Source organism: Nonomuraea sp. NBC_00507 (assembly GCF_036013525.1).
Classification (GTDB): Bacteria; Actinomycetota; Actinomycetes; order Streptosporangiales; family Streptosporangiaceae; genus Nonomuraea.
On the sequence record NZ_CP107853.1, the window covers coordinates 4,147,532 to 4,170,993 of the forward strand.

At 70.7% G+C, this 23,462-nt stretch carries 19 protein-coding genes; 7 read left to right on the forward strand and 12 right to left on the reverse strand.

From position 1 onward, the window contains the following. Positions 1–2: 2 nt before the first annotated feature. Genes OHA25_RS20655 through OHA25_RS20665 form a run of 3 tightly spaced genes read right to left on the reverse strand, consistent with a single transcriptional unit; the run spans position 3 to position 3,109 of the window. Entirely contained in the window at positions 3–1,535 is a 1,533-nt protein-coding gene (locus OHA25_RS20655; protein WP_327589158.1) for a sensor histidine kinase, read from the reverse strand. Then, positions 1,502–1,897, reverse strand: a complete 396-nt coding sequence (locus tag OHA25_RS20660) for a response regulator (protein WP_327589159.1) — start codon at positions 1,895–1,897, stop codon at positions 1,502–1,504. The genes OHA25_RS20655 and OHA25_RS20660 overlap by 34 nt, the downstream gene beginning before the upstream one ends. Positions 1,898–1,954: 57 nt before the next feature. Further along, the gene (locus tag OHA25_RS20665) at positions 1,955–3,109 is read right to left on the reverse strand and encodes a LuxR C-terminal-related transcriptional regulator (protein WP_327589160.1); all 1,155 of its coding nucleotides are present in this window, start codon (positions 3,107–3,109) and stop codon (positions 1,955–1,957) included. A gap of 233 nt (positions 3,110–3,342) precedes the next feature. On the opposite strand from OHA25_RS20665, the gene OHA25_RS20670 reads away from it, so the two are divergent. Both OHA25_RS20670 and OHA25_RS20675 read left to right on the forward strand, forming a co-directional pair. After that, on the forward strand, positions 3,343–3,618 hold the full coding sequence (locus OHA25_RS20670; protein ID WP_327589161.1) for a hypothetical protein: 276 nt from the start codon (positions 3,343–3,345) through the stop codon (positions 3,616–3,618). Next, a complete protein-coding gene (locus OHA25_RS20675; protein ID WP_327589162.1) occupies positions 3,615–4,019 on the forward strand; it encodes a PIN domain-containing protein in 405 nt (134 codons plus the stop codon). The genes OHA25_RS20670 and OHA25_RS20675 overlap by 4 nt, the downstream gene beginning before the upstream one ends. A 26-nt stretch (positions 4,020–4,045) precedes the next feature. Here OHA25_RS20675 and OHA25_RS20680 read toward each other — a convergent pair whose 3' ends face one another. The 4 genes from OHA25_RS20680 to OHA25_RS20695 form a co-directional block, all read right to left on the reverse strand. Beyond that, positions 4,046–7,150 carry a BTAD domain-containing putative transcriptional regulator gene (locus tag OHA25_RS20680; RefSeq protein WP_327589163.1) on the reverse strand — a complete coding sequence of 1,035 codons (3,105 nt, stop codon included), beginning with the start codon at positions 7,148–7,150 and terminating at the stop codon, positions 4,046–4,048. A 117-nt stretch (positions 7,151–7,267) separates the two neighbouring features. Beyond that, the gene (locus OHA25_RS20685) at positions 7,268–8,593 is read right to left on the reverse strand and encodes a maltokinase N-terminal cap-like domain-containing protein (protein WP_327589164.1); all 1,326 of its coding nucleotides are present in this window, start codon (positions 8,591–8,593) and stop codon (positions 7,268–7,270) included. 3 nt (positions 8,594–8,596) lie between these two features. Further along, a complete protein-coding gene (treS, locus tag OHA25_RS20690; protein ID WP_305916716.1) occupies positions 8,597–10,300 on the reverse strand; it encodes a maltose alpha-D-glucosyltransferase in 1,704 nt (567 codons plus the stop codon). A gap of 70 nt (positions 10,301–10,370) precedes the next feature. Beyond that, positions 10,371–12,467 carry an alpha-1,4-glucan--maltose-1-phosphate maltosyltransferase gene (locus tag OHA25_RS20695; protein ID WP_327589165.1) on the reverse strand — a complete coding sequence of 699 codons (2,097 nt, stop codon included), beginning with the start codon at positions 12,465–12,467 and terminating at the stop codon, positions 10,371–10,373. A 243-nt stretch (positions 12,468–12,710) separates the two neighbouring features. Here OHA25_RS20695 and glgP point away from each other — a divergent pair, with 243 nt between their 5' ends. Then, positions 12,711–15,293, forward strand: a complete 2,583-nt coding sequence (glgP, locus tag OHA25_RS20700; RefSeq protein ID WP_327589166.1) for an alpha-glucan family phosphorylase — start codon at positions 12,711–12,713, stop codon at positions 15,291–15,293. Positions 15,294–15,358: 65 nt separating this feature from the next. Next, positions 15,359–16,255: a MurR/RpiR family transcriptional regulator gene (locus OHA25_RS20705; protein ID WP_305916713.1), complete on the forward strand. Its 897-nt coding sequence runs from the start codon at positions 15,359–15,361 to the stop codon at positions 16,253–16,255. Here OHA25_RS20705 and OHA25_RS20710 read toward each other — a convergent pair. From OHA25_RS20710 to OHA25_RS20720, 3 genes are all read right to left on the reverse strand, one after another. Further along, the gene (locus tag OHA25_RS20710; protein WP_327589167.1) at positions 16,218–18,131 is read right to left on the reverse strand and encodes an N-acetylmuramoyl-L-alanine amidase; all 1,914 of its coding nucleotides are present in this window, start codon (positions 18,129–18,131) and stop codon (positions 16,218–16,220) included. The two genes, OHA25_RS20705 and OHA25_RS20710, sit on opposite strands and share 38 nt — an antisense overlap. 88 nt (positions 18,132–18,219) lie before the next feature. Then, entirely contained in the window at positions 18,220–18,429 is a 210-nt protein-coding gene (locus OHA25_RS20715; protein WP_327589168.1) for a PaaI family thioesterase, read from the reverse strand. Between the two features lie 20 nt (positions 18,430–18,449). Further along, positions 18,450–19,373: a 2-hydroxy-3-oxopropionate reductase gene (locus tag OHA25_RS20720; RefSeq protein WP_327591018.1), complete on the reverse strand. Its 924-nt coding sequence runs from the start codon at positions 19,371–19,373 to the stop codon at positions 18,450–18,452. 405 nt (positions 19,374–19,778) lie between these two features. On the opposite strand from OHA25_RS20720, the gene OHA25_RS20725 reads away from it, so the two are divergent. Next, positions 19,779–20,441, forward strand: a complete 663-nt coding sequence (locus tag OHA25_RS20725; RefSeq protein ID WP_327589169.1) for a hypothetical protein — start codon at positions 19,779–19,781, stop codon at positions 20,439–20,441. Continuing rightward, complete coding sequence (locus tag OHA25_RS20730) at positions 20,434–21,576, forward strand: helix-turn-helix domain-containing protein (RefSeq protein WP_327589170.1); 1,143 nt, start codon at positions 20,434–20,436, stop codon at positions 21,574–21,576. The genes OHA25_RS20725 and OHA25_RS20730 overlap by 8 nt, the downstream gene beginning before the upstream one ends. Before the next feature lie 335 nt (positions 21,577–21,911). Here the strand turns inward: OHA25_RS20730 and OHA25_RS20735 are convergent, their stop codons facing one another. Next, entirely contained in the window at positions 21,912–22,556 is a 645-nt protein-coding gene (locus tag OHA25_RS20735; RefSeq protein ID WP_327589171.1) for a DUF4386 family protein, read from the reverse strand. Positions 22,557–22,614: 58 nt separating this feature from the next. Between OHA25_RS20735 and OHA25_RS20740 the strand changes: the two genes are divergently transcribed. Further along, entirely contained in the window at positions 22,615–23,241 is a 627-nt protein-coding gene (locus OHA25_RS20740; protein ID WP_327589172.1) for a TetR/AcrR family transcriptional regulator, read from the forward strand. A gap of 10 nt (positions 23,242–23,251) precedes the next feature. Here OHA25_RS20740 and OHA25_RS20745 read toward each other — a convergent pair whose 3' ends face one another. Beyond that, the gene (locus tag OHA25_RS20745; protein WP_327589173.1) at positions 23,252–23,458 is read right to left on the reverse strand and encodes a hypothetical protein; all 207 of its coding nucleotides are present in this window, start codon (positions 23,456–23,458) and stop codon (positions 23,252–23,254) included. Positions 23,459–23,462 lie beyond the last annotated feature (4 nt).

Below are 23,462 nucleotides of genomic sequence, written 5' to 3' on the forward strand. Positions count from 1 at the left end.
CGTCAGCCGCACGGGATGCGTGCTGTGAGGCGCGTACCGGCCCTCGGAGGGCTGCTCACCGCGAGCGTGCCGCCGAGGGCCTCCACCCTGTCGGCCAGCCCGCGGAGCCCCGAGCCCAGGGCGGGGTCCGCGCCTCCCACGCCGTCGTCGGCCACTTCCAGCAGCACCGCGCCGCCCATGCCGTCCCGGCCGCCGGCGGGCAGGTCTCGGGTCACGGTGACGCGGACATACGAGGCCTGGGCGTGCTTGGCCGCGTTGGCCAGCGCTTCGGAACAGACGAAGTACGCGCACGCTTCCACGGCGGGTGGCGGCCGTACCCCCTGCTCCACGGACAACTCCACGTGCGGCCTGGGCTGGCACAGCTCGGCCAGGGCGCCCGCGAGGCCGGACTCCGCCAGGGCGCGCGGATGCACGCCCCGGGCGAAGGCCCGTAACTCCGCCCGGCAGGCCGCGATCTCGGCCAGCTCGGCGGGCCGCGAGGCGGCCTCGCCGACGATGGCCGCCACGCGGTCGAGGCGGCGTTCGACGCCATCGTGGAGCCGCCGCTCGAGCCGCCGTCGCTCCTCGTCCACGGCGGTGACGATCCTGCGCCGCGAGGACTCCAGCTCCGCGATCCGCTCCTGTACCTCCGTCTGCAGCCGGGCGTTCTCCAGCGCGAGGGAGGCGAGCGCGGCGGCGGTGCGTACGAGGGCCGGATCGTCCAGGACGGCGGGGTCGTGGGAGATCGCCGCGATCTTCCGCCCCCGGTCCTCCAGCACCGTGACGGCGCCGGTGAGCTCGACGGGCAGCCCGGCCTCGTCCGCGTACCGTCCCTCACCGGGCCCCGACGGCACCCAGTACGCCAGCCGAAGCGACGGATCGCCCAGCGTACGGGCGAGCGTGTCCCGTATGCCGGCCGACTCCGCCACGTCGCCCAGCTCCACGACCAGGCCGGTCAGCGGCGTGCGACGGCCGAGCACATACAGCAGGACCGCCGCCCCCGCGAGCGCGACCTGGTAGGCCGGGAGCGCCGCGTCGTCCAGCCCGTGGGAGCCGGTGATCCGCGCCGCGGCCCCGCCCGCCAGGACGAACATGACCACCGCGGCGGCCGGCAGCGCGATCGAGCGCTGCGTCACGACCGGAACGGCGACCGCGAGAGCGAGCGTGACCCAGTCGAGCGCAGCCTGCGGAATCCACCCGGCGGCGGCGAACGGCTGGGCGAGTGCCTGCCCGTACGCCACGACGACCACCGCCTGCGACCAGCGCCACCGCGGCCATCCACGCGGGTACGCGACCAGCCAGTGCACCAGCGGCCCCCTGTGCAGCAGGACCAGGCCGTCGCCGAACCCGCCCGCGAACCAGGCCAGCCCCGTGACCGCCGCCACCGTCCCCGCAGCCCTGCGCCGCTCGGCCACACCTACCCCGACCAGCACCGCACCCACCAAGGCGTCGGCCCACGACGGACTGCGCAGAACGGCGAGGGGCACGGCGCACACAGCCGCCGCCACCACCGCCCGCCGGCTCACCCGACCAGCCGGGCCACTGCGGAGCCGCACAGCTCGTCCTTCGGGATGAAGCCCCGCGCAGCACTCCGCGCGATCCGCGCGGCACTGGCCGCCCGGCTGGAGATCAGCACGATCGCCGGGGAGTCGCCGTCATCCTCGGCCGCCTCGGCGAGCCTGCGCGCGACCTCGAAACCGTCGAGGTCGGGAAGGTTGATGTCCAGCAGCACGATGTCGGGCCGCAGCAGCCGGGCGGCGTCCAGCGCCGCCCTCCCGTCCGCGGCCTCGCCCACGATCTGGAAGCCCTCCTCGGTCAGGAGGGCGCGGGCGGCCGATCGGAACGGCGCGTGATCGTCCACGATGAGGATGCGGTCGCGCACGATCCCGATCGTCGCACGCCCGTCGTCATCGAACATCGGTGCAGACACTTAATTCCTGAACCGACCGCCGGCGCGGTGCGGGCACCACACGCGTCACACGAGGAGCGGGCCCAGCTCGGCACGATCATTGACGCCCAGCTTGGCGTAGACATGGCAGAGGTGGTTGGCAACCGTACGCGGCGACAGCGCCAGCCATCCGGCGATCTCTTTGTTCGTCAGATGCCATGACGCCAGCTGGGCCACCTCCCGCTCCCGGACGCTCAGCCCGTCACCCCCCGTCCCGTGCGGCGTGCCGTCGCGGGCGATCCGCCCGATGCGGTTACGCTGCCCCAGCAGACCGAGCCAGCCCCGTACCACGTGGGCGTACAGCGTGTGGGCCAGCCGCACCCGGGGACCGTCCACGTCCGCCCGTACTGTGATCAGACCGCGCGCCTCCACGCGCTCGACCGCTTCCGGCGAGGTCAGCGCCACCAACCTGGCCAGATCGAGCGGTCCTCCCACGGCCACCAACTCCAGCACCTCGCGCTCCACCGGATCGAGCTCGCCCATCCGCGTCCGCACGGCCTCGCGCAGCGGCTCCCCGATCACCAGCTGCTCCTGCCGCCATCTCCCGCCCACCATCTCGAAGCCCCCGGAGGAGACGATCTCGACCAGGTATCCCACGTTGCCGCGGGTGGCGTGCCACAGCCGCCGCGCTGTCAGCCCCTCCACCGGGCCGTCGAGCAGCGCCGCCACCAGGCGCGTGCTGTCGGCCAACGAGAGCGGCTCCAGAACGAGCCGGGAGAGCAGACCGTCCTTCCACAACGAGGCGATCGGCCACGGAATCACGCCCCCGGCCGGCGCGGTGACCGCCGCGCGGGCGCCGTGATGCCGGACGAGGTACGCCACCAACGCCGCCGACCAGGGATCCAGCAGATGGGCGTCGTCCACGGCCAGCACGAGCGGCGCATCACCCACCACGGCCCCCGCCGCCCGGCCGAGCGGATTGCCGGGACCCGCCGCCGCACCGGGGGCCGGTGGGCGGGCCAGGGTATGGGGCAGCAGGTGAGCGAAGGCCGCGAAGGGCACCTCGGTCCCGATTCCCGTCACCCGGCGAACCGTCCACTGACGATCGTGAAACGCGGCCAAGGCCTCGGTGAGCAGCCGAGTCCGTCCCGAGCCCGTCTCCCCGGCGACCAGGATCCCCTGGCTGTCCCGCAGCGCCGCGCGGATCGCGTCGCGCTCCGCCGTACGTCCGACGAAGGGCATCGTCCCCACCTCCACCAGCGAAGGTAGTAAGGAAACGCCTGCCGCGAATCAGGGCTGTCCCGGTATTGGGCCTAGTGGACGTACGTGCCGGCACCGATGGAACGGCTCACCTCCCAACCCGCCGATGGGTCAGGACTCAACACCGACGCCTGCGACTACTGGGGCAGCGGTGTGGCTCACGCACGAGGGCCCCACAGTAGCCGTTTAATAAATCGATTGTTAACATGATGGGCATGGTGAGCACATCGTCTGAGCTGCGGATCGGCGAGGGGACGGCGAAGGTCATCAGCGTTTCGCTGCCCGAGGGCACGGTCAATGCGCTCAAGAAGGTCGCGGGGAGCAGAGGTTTGTCCGCCATGGTCGCCTCGGTCCTCGAGCGCGAGCTGCGGCACCTTCTGCTACGTGCGGAGATCGATGACTATCAGCGTGAGCACGGAGCCTTCACGGAAGAGGAGCGGGAGGCGGCGCGGGCCCTGTTCGATGAGGCGACGCGGCGGGTGGCGCGGTGACGGGCACCGCCGGAGGCACCGTGATCCTCGACAGCCATGGGCTCTCGCTGCACCTCACTCACGACCGGGAGGTAAAAGTCCTGCTCGCCGAGGCCCTTGATCGAGGCATGGAGATCGTGGTGAGTGGGGCGAGCCTGGCTGAGGTGGCGCACTGCCGGGTTCCTCGTGGCCGGTGGGATTTTGCTCTAGCGCAACTGCTGATAGAGCCGATGACGATCGATCGGTTTCGGGCGGCGGCCGAACTCCTCCGGCAATCCGGGCTTTCCGGCCACAAGTATGCGATCGATGCCATGGTGGCGGTCACGGCTCTGGAGCAGCAGACCCCGGTCGTCATGCTGACCTCGGACGTGGATGACATGGCGAAACTCTGCAGAGACCAGGTCACGCTGTTGCAGGTGTGAAGGGTCGTGCCGGTGTGCCTGGCGTACTACCGGTGCTCGATCAGGCCCGCGCCCCGCGAGATCGCGGCCGCGGCCCCTTCCCGGCCCAAAGCGGCCTTCACCGCGGCCGTGATCCGGTCGACGTCGCCGCGCTCACCGGTAGGCAGCGGCGCGCCCACGGACGCCCTGAGAGCCGCCGCCTGCCCCAGCAGGAGTCCGGCCTCCTCGTGCCGCCCGGCGAGCACCCGCGCGCCCGCCAGCCCCTCCAGTGCCAGCGCGATGGCCCGGGGGTCGCCGCCCTTGCAGGCCGCCGACAGGCCCCGCAACTGGAGCTCCAGCGCGGCCGCCGAGTCGCCCCGCTGCTCGGCCGCGAAGCCCAGCTCGGCCAGGATCAGCGCGGCCCCGGGCTCGCCTGCCACGTCCATGACCCAGTCCAGCCACTTGCGCAGTAGCCGCTCGGCCTCCTCCAGGCGTCCCTGCCGCCGGGCCGCGAGTGCGAGGCCGAGCTCGGCGAACTCCTCGGCGGGCCGGTTCGACTGCGCCGCCGCCAGCCGCCTGGCGCGCTCGTGATAGTCGTCGGCCGCCGCGTAGTCGCCCGTCAGCATGGCGATCCTGCCGAGCCGCGACAGCGCGTCCGACATCGAGCTCCACAGGCCCAGCTCCTCCGCCATGCGCAGTCCTTCCATACGCAGCGCGGCGGCCCGCTCGTAGTCGCCGGTGATCTCGGCGAGCGTGCCGAGGTTCTCCGCGGCCCGCAGCTCGCCCCACCGGTCGCCGACTTGCCTGAACAGCGCGAGCCCCTGCTCACCGTCCCGCCGCAGCGCCTGCAGGTCGCCCCGCATGGCGGCGTATTTCGCCAGCACGCCGAGCGCTGCGGCCGTGCCCCAGGTGTCGCCGAGCTCCCTGAAGCCCTCCAGCGCACTCCGCACCAGGTCCGCGCTAGCCGACAGGTCGTCGAACCCGTACATCGCGAACCCGGCGAACCACTGCGCTCTCGCCCGGGCGAGCGGATCCTCGATGGCCGCGAACAAGGCGGCATCAGGAGCCTCGGGCTGCCCTGCCAGCATCCGCAGCCCGGACAGCCACACCTGGGCCTCCGCCGTGCCCGGGGCCGGCTCGGCGGCGACGGACGGGGCGGTGTCCGTGATGGACAGGGCGGTCTCGAACGCCCGCCGGCCCTCGCCGAGCCTGCCGCGCAGAACCCAATACCAGGCCATCGCGTTCACCAGCCGCACCGCCTCGCCGGCCGCGCCGAGCCGTACGGCCGTCTCCAGGGCCGCTCTCAGATTGGCGCCCTCGGCGTCGAGCAGCGCGAGCGTGCGCCGCTGCTCGTGCCCTCTCAGGTGCGGCTCCGCCCGCTCGGCCAGGGCCGTGTAGTAGCGGACGTGCCGCAGTGCGATCAGGTCGTCCTCGCCGGCCTCCCGCAACCGCTCCCGGCAGTAGGCCGCGACCGACTCCAGCAGCCGGAAACGCGGCCCCGCGGCCCGCACCACCAGCGACCGGTCCACCAGCCTGGCCAGCAGGTCGAGCACGTCCACGCCCGGTTCCGCGCACACGTCCTCGGCTGCCTCCAGCGCGCACCCGTCGGCGTGCACGGCCAGCCGCCGCAACACCACCTGCTCGTGCCGCGAAAGCAGCTCCCAGCTCCAGTCCATCATCGCCCGCAACGTCTGCTGCCTGGCCGGGGCGTCGCGCGCACCCGAGGCGAGCAGCCGGAAGCGGTCGTCGAGGCGGTCGGCGAGCTGGCGCGGGGTCAGGGTCCGCATCCTCGTGGCGGCCAGCTCCAGGGCCAGGGGGATGCCGTCCAGCCGCGCGCAGACCTCCACCACGTCGGCGTCCGGCTCGATGCCCGCCCGGGTCGTGAACAGCTCGACGGCCGCCTCGCGTCCGAGCGGCGGCACGCTCCACAGGCTCTCGCCCTCGATCCGCAGCGACTCCTGGCTGGTGGCCATGACGTGCAATCCCGGGGCGGCGCGCAGCAGCCTGCTCGCCAGCGCGGCCACCTGCTCGACCACGTGCTCGCAGTTGTCCAGCACGAGCAGCGTCCGCTTGGCTCCCAGCGTGGCGGCCAGCCGCTCCAGCATGCAGTGCGGCATGTCGTCCCGCAGGCCGAGCACACCGGCGATCGCCTCCGCCACCTCGACCTCCGGCGCCCCGGCACGGAGCGAGGCCAGCTCGACCAGCCACACCCCGCCGTCGAACCCGCCGCCGCCCGGCGCCACTCCCTGGGCGCCCGCGAACAGGTCGGCGGCCGCCAGGGCCAGCCGCGTCTTGCCGACGCCTCCCGGCCCCGTGAGCGTGACGAGCCGGTTGGCGCGCAGCAGGGCACGGACCTCGGTCACCGCCTCTTCCCGCCCCACCAGACCGCTCAGGGACACGAGCAGGTTGGTCGGAGGCCGGGCAGCGGCCACGTCCAGCGCCGGATCCTGGCGCAGGATCGCCCGGTGCAGGCCGGCCAGCTCGGCCGACGGGTCCGCCCCGAACTCCTCCCGCAGCCGGCGCCGCAGATCCTCATAAGCCGCCAGCGCCTCGCTCTGCCGCCCGGCCAGATAGAGCGCCCGCACGTGCACGGCCCGCAGCCGCTCGCGCAGCGGATGCCGGGCCACCAGGTCGGCCAGCTCGGCGGCGACCAGCGCGTGCTCGCCCAGCCCGAGCCGCGCCTCGGCCAGCTCCTCCATCGCCACGAGCCGCTGCTCGTCCAGCCGTGCCACGGCGGCCTGCGCGAACGGCTCGTCGGCGAACTCGGCATAGGCGCCGCCGCGCCACAGAGCCAGCGCCTGCCGCAGCAGCGAGGCCCGTTCGCCGGGGCCGTCGGCGTGTTGCGCGCGCCCGAGCAGCGTCTCGAACCGGCCGGCGTCCACCGTGTCCGGCTCCACGCGCAGCACGTATCCAGGAGCCCGGTACGCCACCAGCTTTCGATCCTCGAGCACCCCGCGCAGCTGCGACACCTTCACCCGCAGCGCGGCGGGCGCGTCAGCGGGCGGGCGATCGCCCCACAGGTCCTCGACCAGCCGGTCGGCGGAGACCGTCTGGCCGGCGTGGATCAGCAGGCCGGCGAGGAGCGCCCGGACCTTGGTCTCGACCACCCGGACCGGCTCCCCGTCCGCCGTCCACACGGCGAGCGGCCCCAGCACCCCGAAACGCACATCCACCCCCCATAGCCCAGTCCGAGCAGACCATAGCCTCGCGCTCCGACAGTTTTCGCAGCCGAGGCAGACCCGTTGATCGCCAAGGGCGTCGTCCGAGCGGCGTGACCTTGGGGAGCTCTCCTAGCGCGGCCGGAAGGCGGCCAGGGGGATGGGCAACCAGGTGGGCCGGTTCCTGGCCTCGTAGACCACCTCGTACACCGCCTTCGCCAGCTCGAACGCCCGCAGCAGCGCCGCGTCCCCGCGGTTGATCCCGCCGCCGCCCTCCATGTATCCCTCCATGAAGGAGGTCCGGTTGCGGTCCGCCCACTCCTGGGCCCTGGGCTCCAGCTCGGCCGCCTCCGGATGGCCGGCCAGCAGGTGCCTGGCGGCGTAGTCGAACGAGCGCAGCATCCCCGCCACGTCACGCAGCGGCGACGACAGCGCCCTGCGCTCGGCCAGCGGCTGCCCGGGCTCGCCCTCGAAGTCCAGCACTACCCAGTCGGTGGGGGTGCGCATGACCTGGCCCAGGTGGTAGTCCCCGTGAACCCGCTGCACGAACACTTCGGTGGTGAGCTTCTCCACCTGGTGATAGGCGTCCTCCAGGACGCCCACGTGCTGCCGCAGCTCGGGAACCTCGGACACGGCCCGGCCCAACCGGCGTCTGAAGGCCTCCGCCATGCGCTTGACCTCGTGGGTCTCGACGACGTCCGTAGGGAAGGCGGCGGCCAGCTCGTGGTGCACCTGGGCGGTGGCGACGCCGAGCCGATGCGACTCGGCCGCGAAGTCGCCTCCCGCGTCGGCGGCCGTGATCTCGGGCATGGAGGCGTACAGGTCGCGCACGCTGGCCAGCGCCAGGTCCCAACCGTCGTTGGCGTTGGACAGGAACTCCTGCATGATCGCCAGAGTGGTGTCCGTGCCGTCGAGATCGGTCTCGATCCACCCGTACGGCTGCGCGATGTGCGGGGCTTTCCTGGCGGCCAGGGCGGTGATGATCTCCAGCTCCGGGTTGACCCCTGGGATGAGGCGGCGGAAGAGCTTGCAGATGTAGGCGTCGCCGTACACGAGAGAGGTGTTGGACTGCTCGGCCCCGAGCACCAGGCTGCGCGGCGAGGTGTCGATCTCGATGCCGGGGACGTGGCGCATGCGCAGGCCGCTGCGGGTCTCGTCGTGGCCCATGCCCTCGAGCAGCCAGCCGGTGCGGTCGGCGTCGTGCGCGGCGTCGTACAGGTAGATGTCGTCGACCGTGGCGATCAGGGCGTGCGCCAACCGGTCGGGAAGCTCCGTGCGCTCGCCGAGCAGGAGTTGGTAGCGGTCGCGCGAGCCGTCCTGCCAGATGGCGACGATCATGTGTCTGAGCCCGGGCGTCAGCTCGACGTCCGAGTCGATCGACAGCTGGTCGATCGGGCGCCCCTTGCCGCCGAACCATCGCTGTCGGCTGATCCATGCGGCAAGGAGCTCAGCAAGCACGTCCTACTCCTCCTGGGTTATGGCCGGCGGGAGTGTGAACCAGTAGAACCCATGCCCAGGTAGCGTCAAAAGATACGGAAGTTCGCCAATTGCCGGAAATGGCACGCCTCCCATGGTTTCCACGGGGGAGACGCCGACGAATCTGCGCAGGTCGAGTTCGACCGGTTGCGGGAAGCGTGACAGGTTGTTCACGCAGAGCATCCGGTCGTCACCCAGCTCCCGCACGAACGCGAGCACGCTGGGGTTGGACGAATTGAGCTCGATGTACTCGCCGAGACCGAACACGGGGTGCCGCTTGCGGATCTCGATCATGCGCCGGGTCCAGTGCAGCAGCGAACCGGCGTTCTTCTGCATGGCCTCGACGTTGATGGCCTGGTAGCCGTAGATCGGGTCCATGATCACCGGCAGGTAGAGCCGCCCCGGGTCGCAGTCGGAGAAGCCGGCGTTGCGGTCCGGGTCCCACTGCATGGGCGTGCGGACGCCGTCGCGGTCGCCGAGCCAGATGTTGTCGCCCATGCCGATCTCGTCGCCGTAGTACAGCACCGGGGAGCCGGGCAGCGACAGGAGCAGCGCGGTGAACAGCTCGATCTGGTTGCGGTCGTTCTCCAGCAGGGGGGCCAGACGGCGGCGGATGCCGACGTTCGCCCGCATGCGGGGGTCCTTGGCATATTCGGTGTACATGTAGTCGCGTTCTTCGTCCGTGACCATCTCGAGCGTCAGCTCGTCGTGGTTGCGGAGGAAGATCCCCCACTGGCAGTGCTCAGGAATCTTCGGCGTCTGGGCCAAGATTTCGGAGATGGGGTAACGGGACTCCCGGCGTACGGCCATGAAGATGCGAGGCATCAGCGGGAAATGGAAGGCCATGTGGCATTCGTCCCCGCCGCCTACCGGGTCGCCGAAGTACTCCACCACGTCCGACGGCCACTGGTTGGCCTCGGCGAGCAGCACCCGGTCCGGGAAGAGCCGGTCCACCTCGGTGCGGATGCGCCTGAGGTATTCGTGCGTCCTGGGGAGGTTCTCGCAGTTGGTGCCCTCCTCCTCGAAGAGGTAGGGCACCGCGTCCAGCCGGAACCCGTCGATGCCCAGGTCCAGCCAGAACCGCAGCACCTCCAGCATGGCCTCCTGCACGTCCGGGTTCTCGTAGTTGAGGTCCGGCTGGTGGTGGAAGAAGCGATGCCAGTAGTACTGGCCGCGCACCGGGTCGTAGGTCCAGTTGGACGTCTCGGTGTCGATGAAGATGATCCGGGCGTCCTGGTACTTCTCATCGGTGTCGGACCACACGTAGAAGTCGCCGAACGGCCCCTCGGGATCGTGCCGCGAGGCCTGGAACCATGGGTGCGCGTCGCTGGTGTGGTTCATGACCAGGTCGGCGATGACCCGCATGCCGCGCTTGTGCGCCTCATCGACGAGCCGGACGAAGTCCCCCAGATCCCCGAACTCGGGCAGGATCTTCATGAAGTCGGCGATGTCGTAGCCCCCGTCCCGCAGCGGCGACTCGTACAGCGGCAGCAGCCAGAGGCAGTCGACGCCCAGCCATTGCAGGTAGTCGAGCTTGCTGATGAGGCCACGGATGTCACCCGTGCCGTCCCCATTGGAGTCGGCGAAGCCTCTGATCAGGACCTCGTAGAAGACCGCCCGCTTGTACCAGTAAGGATCGCGCGGCTTTTCCTCGTCAAAGGTGTTGGGAATGGGTGTGGTGGAGCTCATGAGCGCCCTCGCCGAGTGCTCATGAGGGAGGCGCTTTCACACACGTTGAAGACTCCCCGCTGAATCTGTTCTACCGTGGCGCGGCTCGGACGGTGAGAATGTGGGCTGGCTGGATATGGGGGTCGAGGCGTACATAGTTGCTCTGCCTCCAGCGGTAGGACTCGCCGGAGAGCTCGTCATCGACGACGAATTCGGCGCCCCAGTCGAGTCCGAGCGCGGGCAGGTCAAGATCAACGGTTGCCTCGTGGGTGTGGTGCGGATCCAGGTTGACGACCGCCAGAACGACGTCGCCCAGCCCGTGCCTTCGTGTGGCCGTGTCATAGGCGCCAGGAAGCCGCTTGGAGAAGCAGACGATGTCCGGTTGGTCGACCCTGTGGAATCGTAGATTACGCAATTCCTGCAGCGCCGGATGCGCTCTTCGGAACAAATTCAGGTGGGTGATGAAGGGAGCCAGGCTGCGCCCTTCGCGTTCGGCCGTAATCCAATCGCGGGGCTTGTACTGATATTTCTCACTATCTAGATATTCCTCGCTGCCTGGGCGAACCGGGATACTTTCGCCGAGTTCGTACCCTGAATACACGCCCCAAGTCGGCGACGTGAGCGCGGCCAGCACTGCCCTGATCTTGAACGCCGGGATCCCGCCGTGCTGCAGGTATTCGTGCAGGATGTCCGGCGTGTTCACGAACAGGTTCGGCCGCAGGTAGGCCGAGGTCTCCTGGGAGAGCTCCGCGAGGTACGTCTCCACGTCGTACTTGGAGTTCTTCCACGTGTAGTACGTGTACGACTGGTGGAAGCCGATCTTGGCCAGCGTGCGCAACATCGCCGGCCGGGTGAACGCCTCCGACAGGAAGATCACATCCGGGTCGGTCGTGTGGATGTCGGCCAGCAGCCGCTCCCAGAACCCCACCGGCTTGGTGTGCGGGTTGTCCACCCGGAAGATCCGCACCCCGTGGTCCATCCAGTGCCGCACCACCCGCTTGACCTCGGCGTAGATGCCCTCGGGATCCTTGTCGAAGTTGACCGGATAGATGTCCTGGTACTTCTTCGGCGGGTTCTCGGCGTAGGCGATCGAGCCGTCGGCCCTGATCGTGAACCACTCGGGGTGCTCCTTGACCCACGGGTGGTCGGGCGAGCACTGCAGCGCGAGATCCAGGGCGACCTCCATGCCCAGCTCGCGCGTGCGCGCCACGAACTCGTCGAAGTCCTCGATCGTGCCCAGGTCCGGGTGCACCGCGTCGTGGCCGCCGTCCTCCGACCCGATCGCCCAGGGGGAACCGGGGTCGTCGGGCTCCGGGCTCAGCGTGTTGTTGCGGCCCTTCCTGAACGTGCTGCCGATGGGGTGGACGGGCGGCAGGTAGACGACGTCGAACCCCATCTTGGCGACCGCGGGGAGCCTCTTCGCGGCTGTCTGGAAGGTTCCGGACTTGGAGATGCCGTTGTCGTTGACGATCGCCCCCTCCGACCGGGGGAAGAACTCGTACCACGAGCCGTAGAGCGCCCGGCGCCGGTCCACCCTGATCTTGTGGGACTTGGACCGGGTCACCAGCTCGCGGTAGGGGTGCGCGCCCAGCAATGCGGCGGTCTCGGGCAACTGCGCGATCGACAACCGGGCTCGGGGGTCCAGGTTCTCATCACGCAGCGTGGCGGAGATCGACAGCAGCGCCGCCCGGTGCCCGCAGGTGCTCTCGCCGTTGCCGTTCCCCTTTTTTTGCCCATTTGTGCCGTTATTGCTGCCCTTGCCGCTCGTGGGTGCGCCGTTGGGGCAGTCCGGCGTGCGCACGGCCTTGGCGGCCCGCTCGAAGAGCCGGGCGCCTTCCTCGCACATGAGATCGACGTCCATACCGCGCGGGATCTTGATCTCCGCGTCGTGCAGCCACGTGTGGATCGGGTCGCTCCACGCCTCCACGCGGAAGAGCCAGTCGCCCTCCGCGGGCAGGGACACGTCCACGCCCCAGCGGTCAGTGCCGGGCGCGAGCTCGCGCATCGGTCTCAGGCGACCACGCTGCCCGTCGGGCGCGGTGAGCACCACGCCCGCGGCCACGGCGTCGTGGCCCTCTCTGAACACGGTCGCCGAGACCTGGAAGGTCTCGCCGGCGACCGCTTTGGCGGGCCACTGCCCGCAGTCGACGACGGGGGAGATGTCCGAGATGGGAATTCGTCCGATCATCGCATTTCAAGGGTTTGCGGCGGCGCACCCGGTGCCGCCGGAGGCTTTCCTCGGCAGGAACGATCCTTGCACGTAAATTGTGGACAGCAACGGATAGACCTCCCGAGTGTGGTGCGGGAGAGCCCAACAACATGGAAAGTTGCCCCAATGCTCCCTCTTCATGCTTGTTCCCGGAAGGGGTTTGAAGGGCGTTCCTGGGGGTGAAGGACTGACTGGTCCCTCCTAGCCCGTAGGGTGCACATCGTGAGAGCAATCCGCCGGTTCACCGTCCGCACCGTTCTGCCCGCGGAGCTGGCCGCCCTCGGCGAGCTCGTGCACAATCTCCGCTGGTCGTGGCACCCGGAGACGATGGATCTCTTCGCCGAGGTCGACGCGGAGCTCTGGGAGCAGGTCGGGCACGATCCCGTGGCCCTGCTCGGCGCCGTCACACCGGCCCGGCTGACCGAGCTGGCCGCCGACCGCCGTTTCCTGCGCCGTCTCGCCGACGCCGCCGATGACCTGCGCGAATACATGACCTCACCGCGCTGGTATCAGACGCTGCCCGACAGCGCCGCCGCCATCGCCTACTTCTCGCCGGAATACGGCATCGCGGCCGCGCTGCCGCAGTATTCCGGCGGCCTCGGCATCCTGGCGGGCGACCACCTCAAAGCGGCCAGCGACCTGGGCGTGCCGATCCTCGCGGTCGGCCTGCTCTACCGGCACGGCTACTTCACGCAGTCGCTCTCGCCCGAGGGCTGGCAGCTGGAGCACTACCCGTCGCTCGACGCGGGCGGCCTGCCGCTGTCCCTGCTCAAGGAGCCCGACGGTACCGCCGTCAAGATCCGCCTGGCCCTGCCGGAGGAGCGCGTGCTGCACGCGCAGGTGTGGGTGGCGCAGGTGGGCCGGGTGCCGCTGCTGCTGCTCGACTCCGATGTGGCCGACAACGACAACCCCGCCCGCGACATCACCGACCGCCTCTACGGCGGCGGCACCGACCACCGGCTCATGCAGGAGCTGCTGCTGGGCGTCGGCGGCGTGCGCGCCATCAGGGCCTACTGCCGCATCACCGGCCATGCCGAGCCCGAGGTCTTCCACACCAACGAGGGCCACGCCGGCTTCCTCGGCCTGGAGCGCATCCGCGAGCTGACCGAGGCCCGCCTCTCCTTCGACGAGGCGCTGGAGGCCGTGCGGGCGGGCACGGTGTTCACCACGCACACGCCCGTGCCCGCGGGCATCGACCGGTTCCCCCGCGACATGATCGAGCGCCACTTCGGCGGCTCGGCCGCCTGGCCCACCGTGCCCGTCGAGCGCATCCTGGCGCTGGGTGCGGAGGCCGACCCCAGCCGGTTCAACATGGCGGTCATGGGCATGCGGCTGGCCCAGCGGGTCAACGGCGTGTCCGAGCTGCACGGCCAGGTCAGCAGGGACATGTTCAAGGCCCTCTGGCCGGGATTCGACCTGGACGAGGTCCCGATCGGGTCCATCACCAACGGTGTGCACGCCCCGACCTGGGTCGGCCGCGAGCTCATGGAGCTGGCCGGCCGCGAGCTTCCCTCGCTGCTGGAGCGGGCCCGCGGCTGGGAGGGCATCCAGAAGATCCCCGACAGCGACATCTGGAAGATCAGGGGCACGCAACGGCGCCGCCTGGTCGAGGGCGCCAGGATCCGTCTCCGCAAGGCCTGGCGCGAGCGCGGCGCCTCCGACGCCGAGCTGGGGTGGATCGACGACGCGCTCGACCCCGATGTGCTGACGATCGGCTTCGCCCGGCGCGTGCCGTCGTACAAGCGGCTCACGCTCATGCTGCACGACCCCCAGCGGCTGACCGAGCTCCTGCTCGACCCGCACAAGCCGGTCCAGATCGTGATCGCCGGCAAGGCCCACCCCGCCGACGAGGGCGGCAAGAAGCTGATCCAGCAGATCGTCAAGTTCGCCGACCAGCAGCACGTCAGGCACCGGATCGTGTTCCTGCCCGACTATGACATGGCGCTGGGCCAGCTCATGGTCCAGGGATGCGACGTGTGGCTGAACAACCCGCTGCGGCCCCTGGAGGCGTCCGGCACCTCCGGCATGAAGTCCGCGCTGAACGGCGGGCTCAACCTGTCCATCCGCGACGGCTGGTGGGACGAGTGGTACGACGGGACCAACGGCTGGGCCATCCCCACCGCCGACGGCGTGAGCGACCCGGAGCGGCGGGACGAGCTGGAGGCCGCCGCCCTGTACGACCTGATCGAGCACGAGGTGTCCGACCGGTTCTACGACCGTCCCATGGACGGACTGCCGCGGCGCTGGATGGAGATGGTCAAGCACACCCTGGCCTCGCTCGGGCCCAAGGTGCTCGCGGGGCGCATGCTCAGGGACTACGTGGTGGGTCTCTACATCCCGGCCGCGGAGGCCGCCAGGGCGCTGTCGGCAGACTCGTACGCGCCGGCGAAGGCGTTCGCCGCCTGGCGGGTCCGGGTCACCCGGGCCTGGCCCGGCGTCCGGGTGGAGCACGTCGAGGCGTTGGGCGTGGGGGACACGCCTGAGGTCGGCGCCACCGTGGAGTTGCACGCCACCATCGCGCTCGGCGATCTGGAGGCCGATGACGTGCTGGTCGAGGCGGCCTATGGGAAGGTCGGGCCGCACGACGAGCTGGTGCATCCCTCCTACGCGAAGCTGACCGTGGGGTCGGTGGATGACGACGGGAGGGCGCACTACACGGGCACGGTGCCGCTCGACCGCACGGGTGCTTACGGGTACACCGTCCGGGTGGTCCCCTACCACCCGCTCCTCGCGACCCCCGCGGAACTGGGGCTGATCGCCGTGCCCGAGGAACCCGCGGGCATGACGAACGGCACGTTGCGCTAACCGCGACCTATCACGGCACTTCCGGCCCTGCTCGGGCATTGGCGGCAGGGGGCATAATCGGGACCGTGGACGACAGCGGCAACGGCCTGCGGGCCGACACTCTGGTGGCCACGGTTCGCGGTGTGCTGCCGTCCCTGACGCCGGCCGCCCAGACCGTCGCACGCCTCATCCTGGAAGACCCCGCCACGGTGGCCAGGAGCACCATCACGGAGCTCTCCGCCGCCTCGGGCACTAGCGAGGCCACGATCGTGCGGACGGCCCGGCTCCTCGGGTTCGCCGGCTATCCGCAGCTGCGCCTGGCCCTGGCGGCCGCCGCCGCGCAGCCGGACCGGCTGGTGCCCGGCGACCTGGCCCCCGACGACCCGCTGTCGGAGGTGATCCAGAAGGTCGCGCGGGCCGAGTCCGAGGCGATCAACGACACGGTGGCCCAGCTGACCTCGGAGCGGCTCGGCCTGGTCGTCGACGCCATCGTCGCGGCCCGGCGGATCGACGCCTACGGGGTCGGCGCCTCCGGCCTCGTGGCCGAGGACGTCGCGCAGAAGCTGCTGCGCATCGGCCTGTCCAGCCACGCCTTCCAGGACGCGCACCTGGCGCTGACCAGCGCGGTCCTGCTCAGGGCAGGGGACGTGGCGATCGGGATCAGCACCTCGGGGGAGACCCCCGACGTGATCGAGCCCCTGCTGCGGGCGAAGGAGGCGGGCGCGACCACGGTCGCGATCACCAACAACCCGCGCTCGTCGATCGCGGAGCTGGCCGAGCACGTGCTGATCTCCGCCGGGCGTGAGACGGAGTTCCGTCCCGGCGCCCTGGCCAGCAGGATCAGCCAGCTCCTCGTCGTCGACTGCTTGTTCGTCGGCGTCGCCCAGCGCACGTACGACTCCTCTCAGGAGGCGCTCGCGAGCACCAGGCGCGCCGTCAAGGAGTTCACCCGGAGAAACTCACCTGCACGTCGTCAGCTTTGACGAACATCACGCGGTGGCCGAACTGGATCTCCAGATACTTGGTCTTGCCCCGGACCACCTTGTGGTCCTCCAGGTTGAACGTGACCGCGCGGTAGTACTCCGTGGCCACCGGCCCGGCGAGGGTGTACTTCTCGCCTGCCGAGAACGTGTACTGCAGCGGGGTCACGGCCTGGTAGGGGATGCCCGCCGGGTACGCCTCCTGCTCCGGGTACGCCCTGCCGTACACCGGGACGGTCGCTTTGCCCGGCTTCGGGGTCACGACCAGGCCCATGGACGGGATGGCGGTCGGCGCGCCGGCCGGGTTGTGGAACCACGCCTTCTGGCCGAGATACCAGATCGCCGTCCAGTCGCCCTGGCGGTCGGCCACGGCGAAGCGCTGGCCGGTGCTGGCGCGGGCGCTGTGGTCGTAGACGCTGTAGAGGGACTCGCCCGTGGGGTGCTTGCCGATGTCCTTGACCAGCGGCGCGTCGGCGCGTGGCTCGGTACGCAGCCAGACGGTGCCGGCGGGCAGCGGCGGGCAGGCGGCTGACGGGTTCTTGCGGTCGCAGCCATAGAAGTACGGCTTGTTCGTGGCGAAGTCCGGCTTGATCATGATCGACCCGGCCCGCGGCCCGCCGAACTGGTGCAGTGGCGCGCCCATCAGCTGGAAGTAGTGCGCCCAGTCCCAGAACGGGCCGGGGTCCTCGTGCATGCCCCTGACCGTCGTCGGAAGCGTGCCGGGCACGTTGTCGTGGCCCAGGATGTGGGCGCGGTCCAGCGGCACGCCGTGCCGGAGCGCCAGGTAGCGGACCAGGCGGGCGGACGAGCGGTACATCGCCTCGGTGTACCAGGTGCTGCCCTCGGCCAGGAAGCCCTCGTGCTCGATGCCGATGGACTTGGCGTTGATGTACCAGTTGCCGGCCTGCCAGGCGACGTCCTTGCTCTTGATGTGCTGGGCGATGTGGCCGTCGGCGGAGCGGATGGAGTATTGCCAGCTCGCGCGGTAGTTCGGGTCCTGGTTGAGGCGGATGGAGGGCAGGAAATATCCCTCCATGTCGTGAATGATGATGTAGTCGATCTTCTGGCTGACCGGCCGGTTCGCCAGGTCGTAGTGCCCGTAATTGCCATTGGGCAACTGCTGGTAAGCCGAGGGGATCCACTCGCAGGAGACCGAGGCGGGGCACTCGACGCCGTCGGCCCGCGGCGGGCGCAGGCCGAGCTTCTCCAGCCACTTCTCGATCTTCACCAGGCCGGGCACGGCCGGCAGCCGGACCCGCTCCCCGTCGTCGGTGGTCCGCTCGGCGCCTTCCTTGATCGTGGTGAAGACCTCGTCGGCGAAGAACTTGGCGGCGGCGGCCTCCTCGGCGCCCGAGTATTTGGCCACGGCGCCGTACCACTCGCCCGGGTCGTCGCTCAGCGGCGCGCCGAGCGCCTTCTGATAGTCGGCCAGCAGCGCCGCGCCGCCCCGGATGTTGGCGGCGTCGTCCGTACGCAGCCGCTCGTTGCTCTCGCCGGTCAGCTCGGCCGCCCGCTCCATGGTGCGTAGGGAGGCGGGGATCTCGGCGGGCTCAGGCTGCTCTTCGGGTTCGGGCAGCGGCCGGCTCTCGTCGCCGCGGGCGTCCTCCTCACCCTCGTGGTGATGGTTGGACCCGGTGTACGCGGCCGCGTCGGTCAGGTGCATGGGCCCGAACCCGGCGTCGCTGGAAGGCTGGCCGGCGTGGGCGTCCCAGCGCGACTCCAGGTAGGAGACGCCGAGCAGAACGCTCTGCGGGACCTGGAACTCCTCGGCTGCGGCGGCGAAGGCCTGCTGGCGGTCGGCGGGCTCCTGGGCGCGGGCGGCGGTGACGTTCGTTAAGGGCAGGATGGCGACCACGGCGATCGCCAGTAATCTGCGCATGAACCACTCCTCAGGGCTGGGGGCGCTGTGGTGGAGTTCAGCGTCTCAACATTTTCCTTCGCTGACGAGATCTTTGCGAAGATATTTTTCACTCGTTAACACTCTGTCGGGCCTGCGGGTCGAGGGACTGGATGTGGGCGTTGGCCACGGCCACGGGCTCGCCATCCGGGCCCAGGAGCTCGCTGGCCATGAAGCACACCTGTCTGCCGCGCCGGACGACCCGACCGTGGCCCACGAGCCGACCGGGGCGGGCCGGGCGCAGGAACTGGACATGGAGGTCGAGGGTTGGCGTCCCCACCGACAGTTTCCGGCCGTTCGTTACGAGGTGCCCGAGAGGCGTTCGACGCCGCGGAGCAGGGCCGAGTGGTCGAGCCCGCCGTCGCCGTTGGCATTCGCCGCCGCCACGAGCTGGGCCACAAGCGCTCCCAGGGGCAGCACGACGCCGGCCTCGCGGGCCGCGGACGTCACGATGCCCATGTCCTTGTGGTGCAGGGCGATGCGGAAGCCGGGCTCGAAGAAGTGGTTCAGCATGTTCGCCTGCTTCTGCGCCAGCACCGCCGAGTCGGCCAGGCCACCCCCGAGCACCTCCAGCGCCGCCTCGAGGTCCACCCCGTACGCCCGCAGGAACACCACGGCCTCGGCCAGCGCCTCGATGTTGGCGGCCACAATGAGCTGGTTGGCCGCCTTGACCGTCTGGCCCGCGCCGCTCGGTCCCACGTGGACCACGGTCTTGCCGACCGCGTCGAAGATCGGCTTGGCAGCCTCGAAGGCGTCGCCCTCGCCGCCCACCATGATCGACAAAGCGGCATTCCGAGCACCGGCCTCGCCGCCCGAGACCGGCGCGTCCAGGTAGCGCAGGCCGCGGCGGCCTGCCTCCTCGGCCAGCTCGCGGGTGACGTCGGGGCGGATCGAGGAGAAGTCGATGATCAGCGTGCCGGGGGCGGCGTGCGCGAACACGCCGTCGTCGCCGGTCAGCACGTCCCGCACGTCCGGGGAGTCGGGAACCATGAGGGCGACGACCTCGGCGCCGGTCACGGCGTCGGCGATCGAGGCGGCCACCCGGCCCCCGGCCTCGGCCAGGGCCTTGCCCTTCGCCGGTGAGCGGTTGTAGCCGGCCACGCTGTGCCCGGCCCTGACCAGGTGCACCGCCATGGGGCTGCCCATGATGCCGAGGCCGATGAAGGCAATGGTGCTCACGTTCGTCCTCCCGCGCGTTGGATGGTCCCCCGACGTATCTGTCATATCCGTCGGCGTGCAGTTGGTCGATCCACTCCCTGATCGGCAGCGCGCCCGTCCCCGGCTCGCCCCCGCCCGGGGCGTCCCCGGCCACGACACCAGGCCGCGGTCACCTTCCGGCATGTCACCGGCGAAGAAGTTGAGCCCCGTCCGCCGCAGCGGGACGCTCCACAAGGGGCAGATCGGTATAGAGGATCGAACAGTTGACGGTCCACCAGGTCACGTGCCCAGCATCTTAGCGAGGCCGGCGCGACACGCCCTCAGGGGAAGGGGCTTCGTGAAGCGCGGCCGGGACTATGATGTTGGAAATTAAAGTGGCTCCGGTGTGCGGTTGCTGCTGGGCAAAGCGTTGCGGAGGTGCGCATGCTGGTGTCGCGGTGGGCCCAGGAGACGTTTGGGCAGCGTGCGCCGGTGATCAGACAGGGGATCGCCGAGGCGCTGTCGGTCGCGCTGGACAATGCCCGCGACGCGCAGACGGCGGCGCAGACCGATCACACGCATCCGTTCGGGTTCACGCTCATGTCCCGCAAGTTCGAGGCGCTGGCCGAGGCGTTCGAGGACATGGGGGACGTGCGGATCGTCAAGCCCGCAGGGTCGGCGCACGAGCTGGTGGTGCTGGACGGCAAGCTGCTGTTCCCATTCCGCTACGCCAAGGACCGCTCGGTGAGCGTGATGAGCGCGCGCATCGGGGAGGGCCGGCCGTCGGCCCTGGTGCAGGCGCTGTTCAACCGGTTCGGGCCGGAGCCGATGATGCGGCAGCTCGCGCTGGCCGACGTGGCGCCGGTGGCCGAGGCGCTCGGCGATCTGCCCAAGGACACCAGCCTGGTTCTGATCGCGTACGCCTGCAACGCGCATGCCGGGCTGCTGGACGCCTGGTGGGGCGAGGCGGAGCTGCTGGACCGCACTGGGAGCCTGCGCTGGCATCACTGTGAGGAGATCCCGCTGGCCAAGGACGCCGGGGCCGCGCAGACGTCGTTGCCTGGGGTCGCCTTCGATCAGGGCGTCGTGCCGACGCCGGCGCTCAACCCCCGGGTGCGGCGCGCGTTCAGGGCAGAAGCCGCGAGCGGTGAGTAGTCTCCGACCCGGCACGCCGACCCCGCAGGCCGTCGCCGACGCGTTCGACGCCACCCGTCTCACCCAGGCCCGCCATCTGGCCGCCCTGACCAAGAAGGAGGTCGCCGAGCACCTCGGCGTCTCTCCCGCCGCGGTCGGCCAGTACGAGGCAGGCGTCACGCGGCCGCGCCCCGACCTGATTCCGCTGCTGGCCGAGGTCCTCGGGGTCCCTATGGCGTTCTTCCTGCCCGGGCGCCCGCACGGCAAGCTCGACGGCTCGATGGCGCATTTCCGCAGCCTGCGCTCCACCCGTGCCTACCAGCGGGCCAAGGCCGTCGCGTTCGTCGAGCAGGTGTGGGAGCTGACCTACGCCCTGGAGAAGCGCATCCAGCTGCCCGCCGTGGACCTGCCCGGGTTCGCGGGCGGCGAGATGCACTCGGCGCTGCCCCGCGACCCGGCCGGCGCCGCCCGGGCGCTGCGCGCCCACTGGGGGCTGGGCGCCGGCCCGATCAGCCACCTCGTACGCCGCATGGAAGCGCACGGCATCATCGTCGCCTTCCCCCGGCACGACCCCGACGCGGTCACCGTCGACGCCTTCTCCACCTCCAGCCTGCCCAGGCCGATCGTCGTGCTGACCCCCAACAGGTTCGACGACATCTACCGCCACCGCTTCACCGCCGCGCACGAGCTGGGCCACCTCGTCCTGCACGGCGACACCGCCGCCGGGGACACCCTCCAGGAGCGCGAGGCCGACGCGTTCGCCGCCGAGTTCCTGACGCCGCGCGAGAGCATCCTGCCCCAGTTGCCACTCCGCGCCGACCTGCGCAAGCTTGCCGAATTGCGGCGGACGTGGGGCGTGTCGGTCGATTCGCTGCTCTACCGGTGCCGCGAGACGGGGCTGATCTCCGACTCCGCCGCGAGCCGCGCCTACCAGCGCCTGGCCGCGCTGCGCGACCAGCCGGGCTTCACCAACGAGCCCGTCTCCGGCTACCCGGGCGAACAGCCCGTCCTGCTGGCCCACGCCTTCGACCTGGCCACTCGCGAGGCCGGCCTGACCGCCGCCACCCTGGCCCGGGAGCTGGCCTGGCCCATCGCCCGCGTGCGCGAGCTCATCGGTCTGCCCGACCAGCGCCCCTCACTCAAGCTGGTTCTCTAGACCCGTGCCCTCCAGTACGAGTGCTTGAGGCGCGAAGCGGCAGGCCGACAGGGAAAGTGTCGCGGGCCGCGGTGCCGCCGCTGACCACCGACGCCGTGTAGCCCCGCACGCTGCGCGCGGCCATGTACGGCGCCCTGGTCGGCATCCCCGGTGTCCGGTATGAGGCCCACCAACCGCGGTTGATCGCGGTCAGGAACCACGACGACCCCCGGGTGTACGTCTCCATCAAGAAGGGCCAGATGTTCGGCAAGGGCAGCCTGCTCGCCTCCGGCGGCGTCGACCGGCCGGCCGGCGGCCCTGACCTGGTCCGTCGAGCAGCGCTGCCGCGGTTCGTGTCAGGCGTGCACCGGCTGCGGGGGCAGGAGGCGATCACGCAGGACGGCCAGCACCAGGGCCCACACGCTCCACACCACGTACCCAGCGAAGTTGACCAGGTCCGCACCCGGCACGGCGAGCGGCGTGAGCACGCCGGCGGCTATGGCCACGGCCGAGACCACACCGGCCACCGCGAACCAGCGCGGGCGCCGTGGCAGTGCGGCCAGCACCAGCGCCGTCCAGGCGGCGGTGAGCAGGTAGCCGAGGGTCTCGCCGATCCCTGTCCCGAGGTAGCCGTGCAGGGCGGCGAACGTCGTCTCAGCGGCGCCCGGATCGGCCGCGTGGGCCAGCGCCGGCACCGCGTACGGCCAGCGCAGCAGCCCCAGCGCCTGCACCAGGCCGGCGAGCACGCCGACCGGCACGGACAGAGCGGCGGCTGGCCCCGGGGGCAGCAGCCGGCCCAGTAAGACCGCCGCGGGCACGAGCGCCAGGGCGCTCACCGCCAGCAGCAGGAACCAGCCGGACACCACCGCCTGATTGGCGGCGAACGCGGCCAGGATCCGCCCGGGAGGCTCGGCGAGCACGCCGGGGTAGTCGAAGGTGGCGGCGAGGCCGGCGAAGGCGAGGTTCGCGGCGACGACGGCGGCGATCAGGGTCCATCTCATGGCACAGGCTCCTAACTCTGAACGGTGTTTAACATTAAACACCGTTTAGAGTTGCCTTGTGAAGAGAGGACCTCAACGTTCGGTGGACCAGAAGGCGGTGCTCGACGCCGCCCTGGAATTGATCGACGCCGGCGGGCTCACCATGCGGGCGCTGGCCACTCGCGTGGGCCTGACGCCCGGCGCGCTGTACACCTACTTCCCGGACCGGGCCGCGATCGTGACCGCGCTGACCGACCGCCTGCTCGGTGAGGCCGACCTCGGACTGCTGGAGGACGAGGGCCGCCCGCCGGGCGAGCGCATCGCCGCCTTCGCGCTCAACCTGCGCGAGGTCCTGATGCGTCACCCCGCCGCGGTCCCGTCGATACTCGGCGCCGCCTTCAACGGGCCGGTCGCGCTACGGGTGGGCGAGTCGTTGCTGGCCGCGCTGCCCGACCCGCGCGCCGCCTACACGGTCATGGTGTACGTCCTGGGCTCGATAGCCCTGGAGGCGGCGGAGGTGCGCGGGCCCGGCCCCGTGCCGCCGGAGGCCGAGCGGATCGCCGCCCGCCGGGCGGCGTTCGACATCGAACCCGAGGCTTTCCCGCGTACCCACGCCGCCGCGGACGCCATCGCGGCGTATATCTCGACCGGTCAGTTCCGCTGGGGTCTAGAGCGGGTGCTGGCCGGGTTGGCGGCCGGAAAGTAGTGCGCCAGGACTAGCTGCCTGCGTCCCTGGCGTGCGCCTGCGCGAGCCTGGCCAGCGCCAGTGCCCCGATCATGAGACCGAAGTCGCGCAACGCGACGTCGTAGAACCCGGAGAACGTCAGCAGGTTGACGATGATCCCGGCGAGCCAGAGGGCGACGACGTACGCCCCGATCCTCGGCGCGAACCCGACCAACAGGCCCGCCAGGATCTCGATCACACCG

What these genes read in the sequence shown, in the direction of transcription:
- OHA25_RS20660 (WP_327589159.1), bottom strand. Translation starts at nt 1,897, where the DNA reads ATGTTCGATGACGACGGGCGTGCGACGATCGGGATCGTGCGCGACCGC.
- OHA25_RS20720 (WP_327591018.1), bottom strand. Translation starts at nt 19,373, where the DNA reads ATGACAGATACGTCGGGGGACCATCCAACGCGCGGGAGGACGAACGTG.
- treS (WP_305916716.1), bottom strand. Translation starts at nt 10,300, where the DNA reads ATGAGCTCCACCACACCCATTCCCAACACCTTTGACGAGGAAAAGCCG.
- OHA25_RS20665 (WP_327589160.1), bottom strand. Translation starts at nt 3,109, where the DNA reads ATGCCCTTCGTCGGACGTACGGCGGAGCGCGACGCGATCCGCGCGGCG.
- OHA25_RS20695 (WP_327589165.1), bottom strand. Translation starts at nt 12,467, where the DNA reads ATGATCGGACGAATTCCCATCTCGGACATCTCCCCCGTCGTCGACTGC.
- OHA25_RS20670 (WP_327589161.1), top strand. Translation starts at nt 3,343, where the DNA reads ATGGTGAGCACATCGTCTGAGCTGCGGATCGGCGAGGGGACGGCGAAG.
- OHA25_RS20710 (WP_327589167.1), bottom strand. Translation starts at nt 18,131, where the DNA reads ATGCGCAGATTACTGGCGATCGCCGTGGTCGCCATCCTGCCCTTAACG.
- OHA25_RS20735 (WP_327589171.1), bottom strand. Translation starts at nt 22,556, where the DNA reads ATGAGATGGACCCTGATCGCCGCCGTCGTCGCCGCGAACCTCGCCTTC.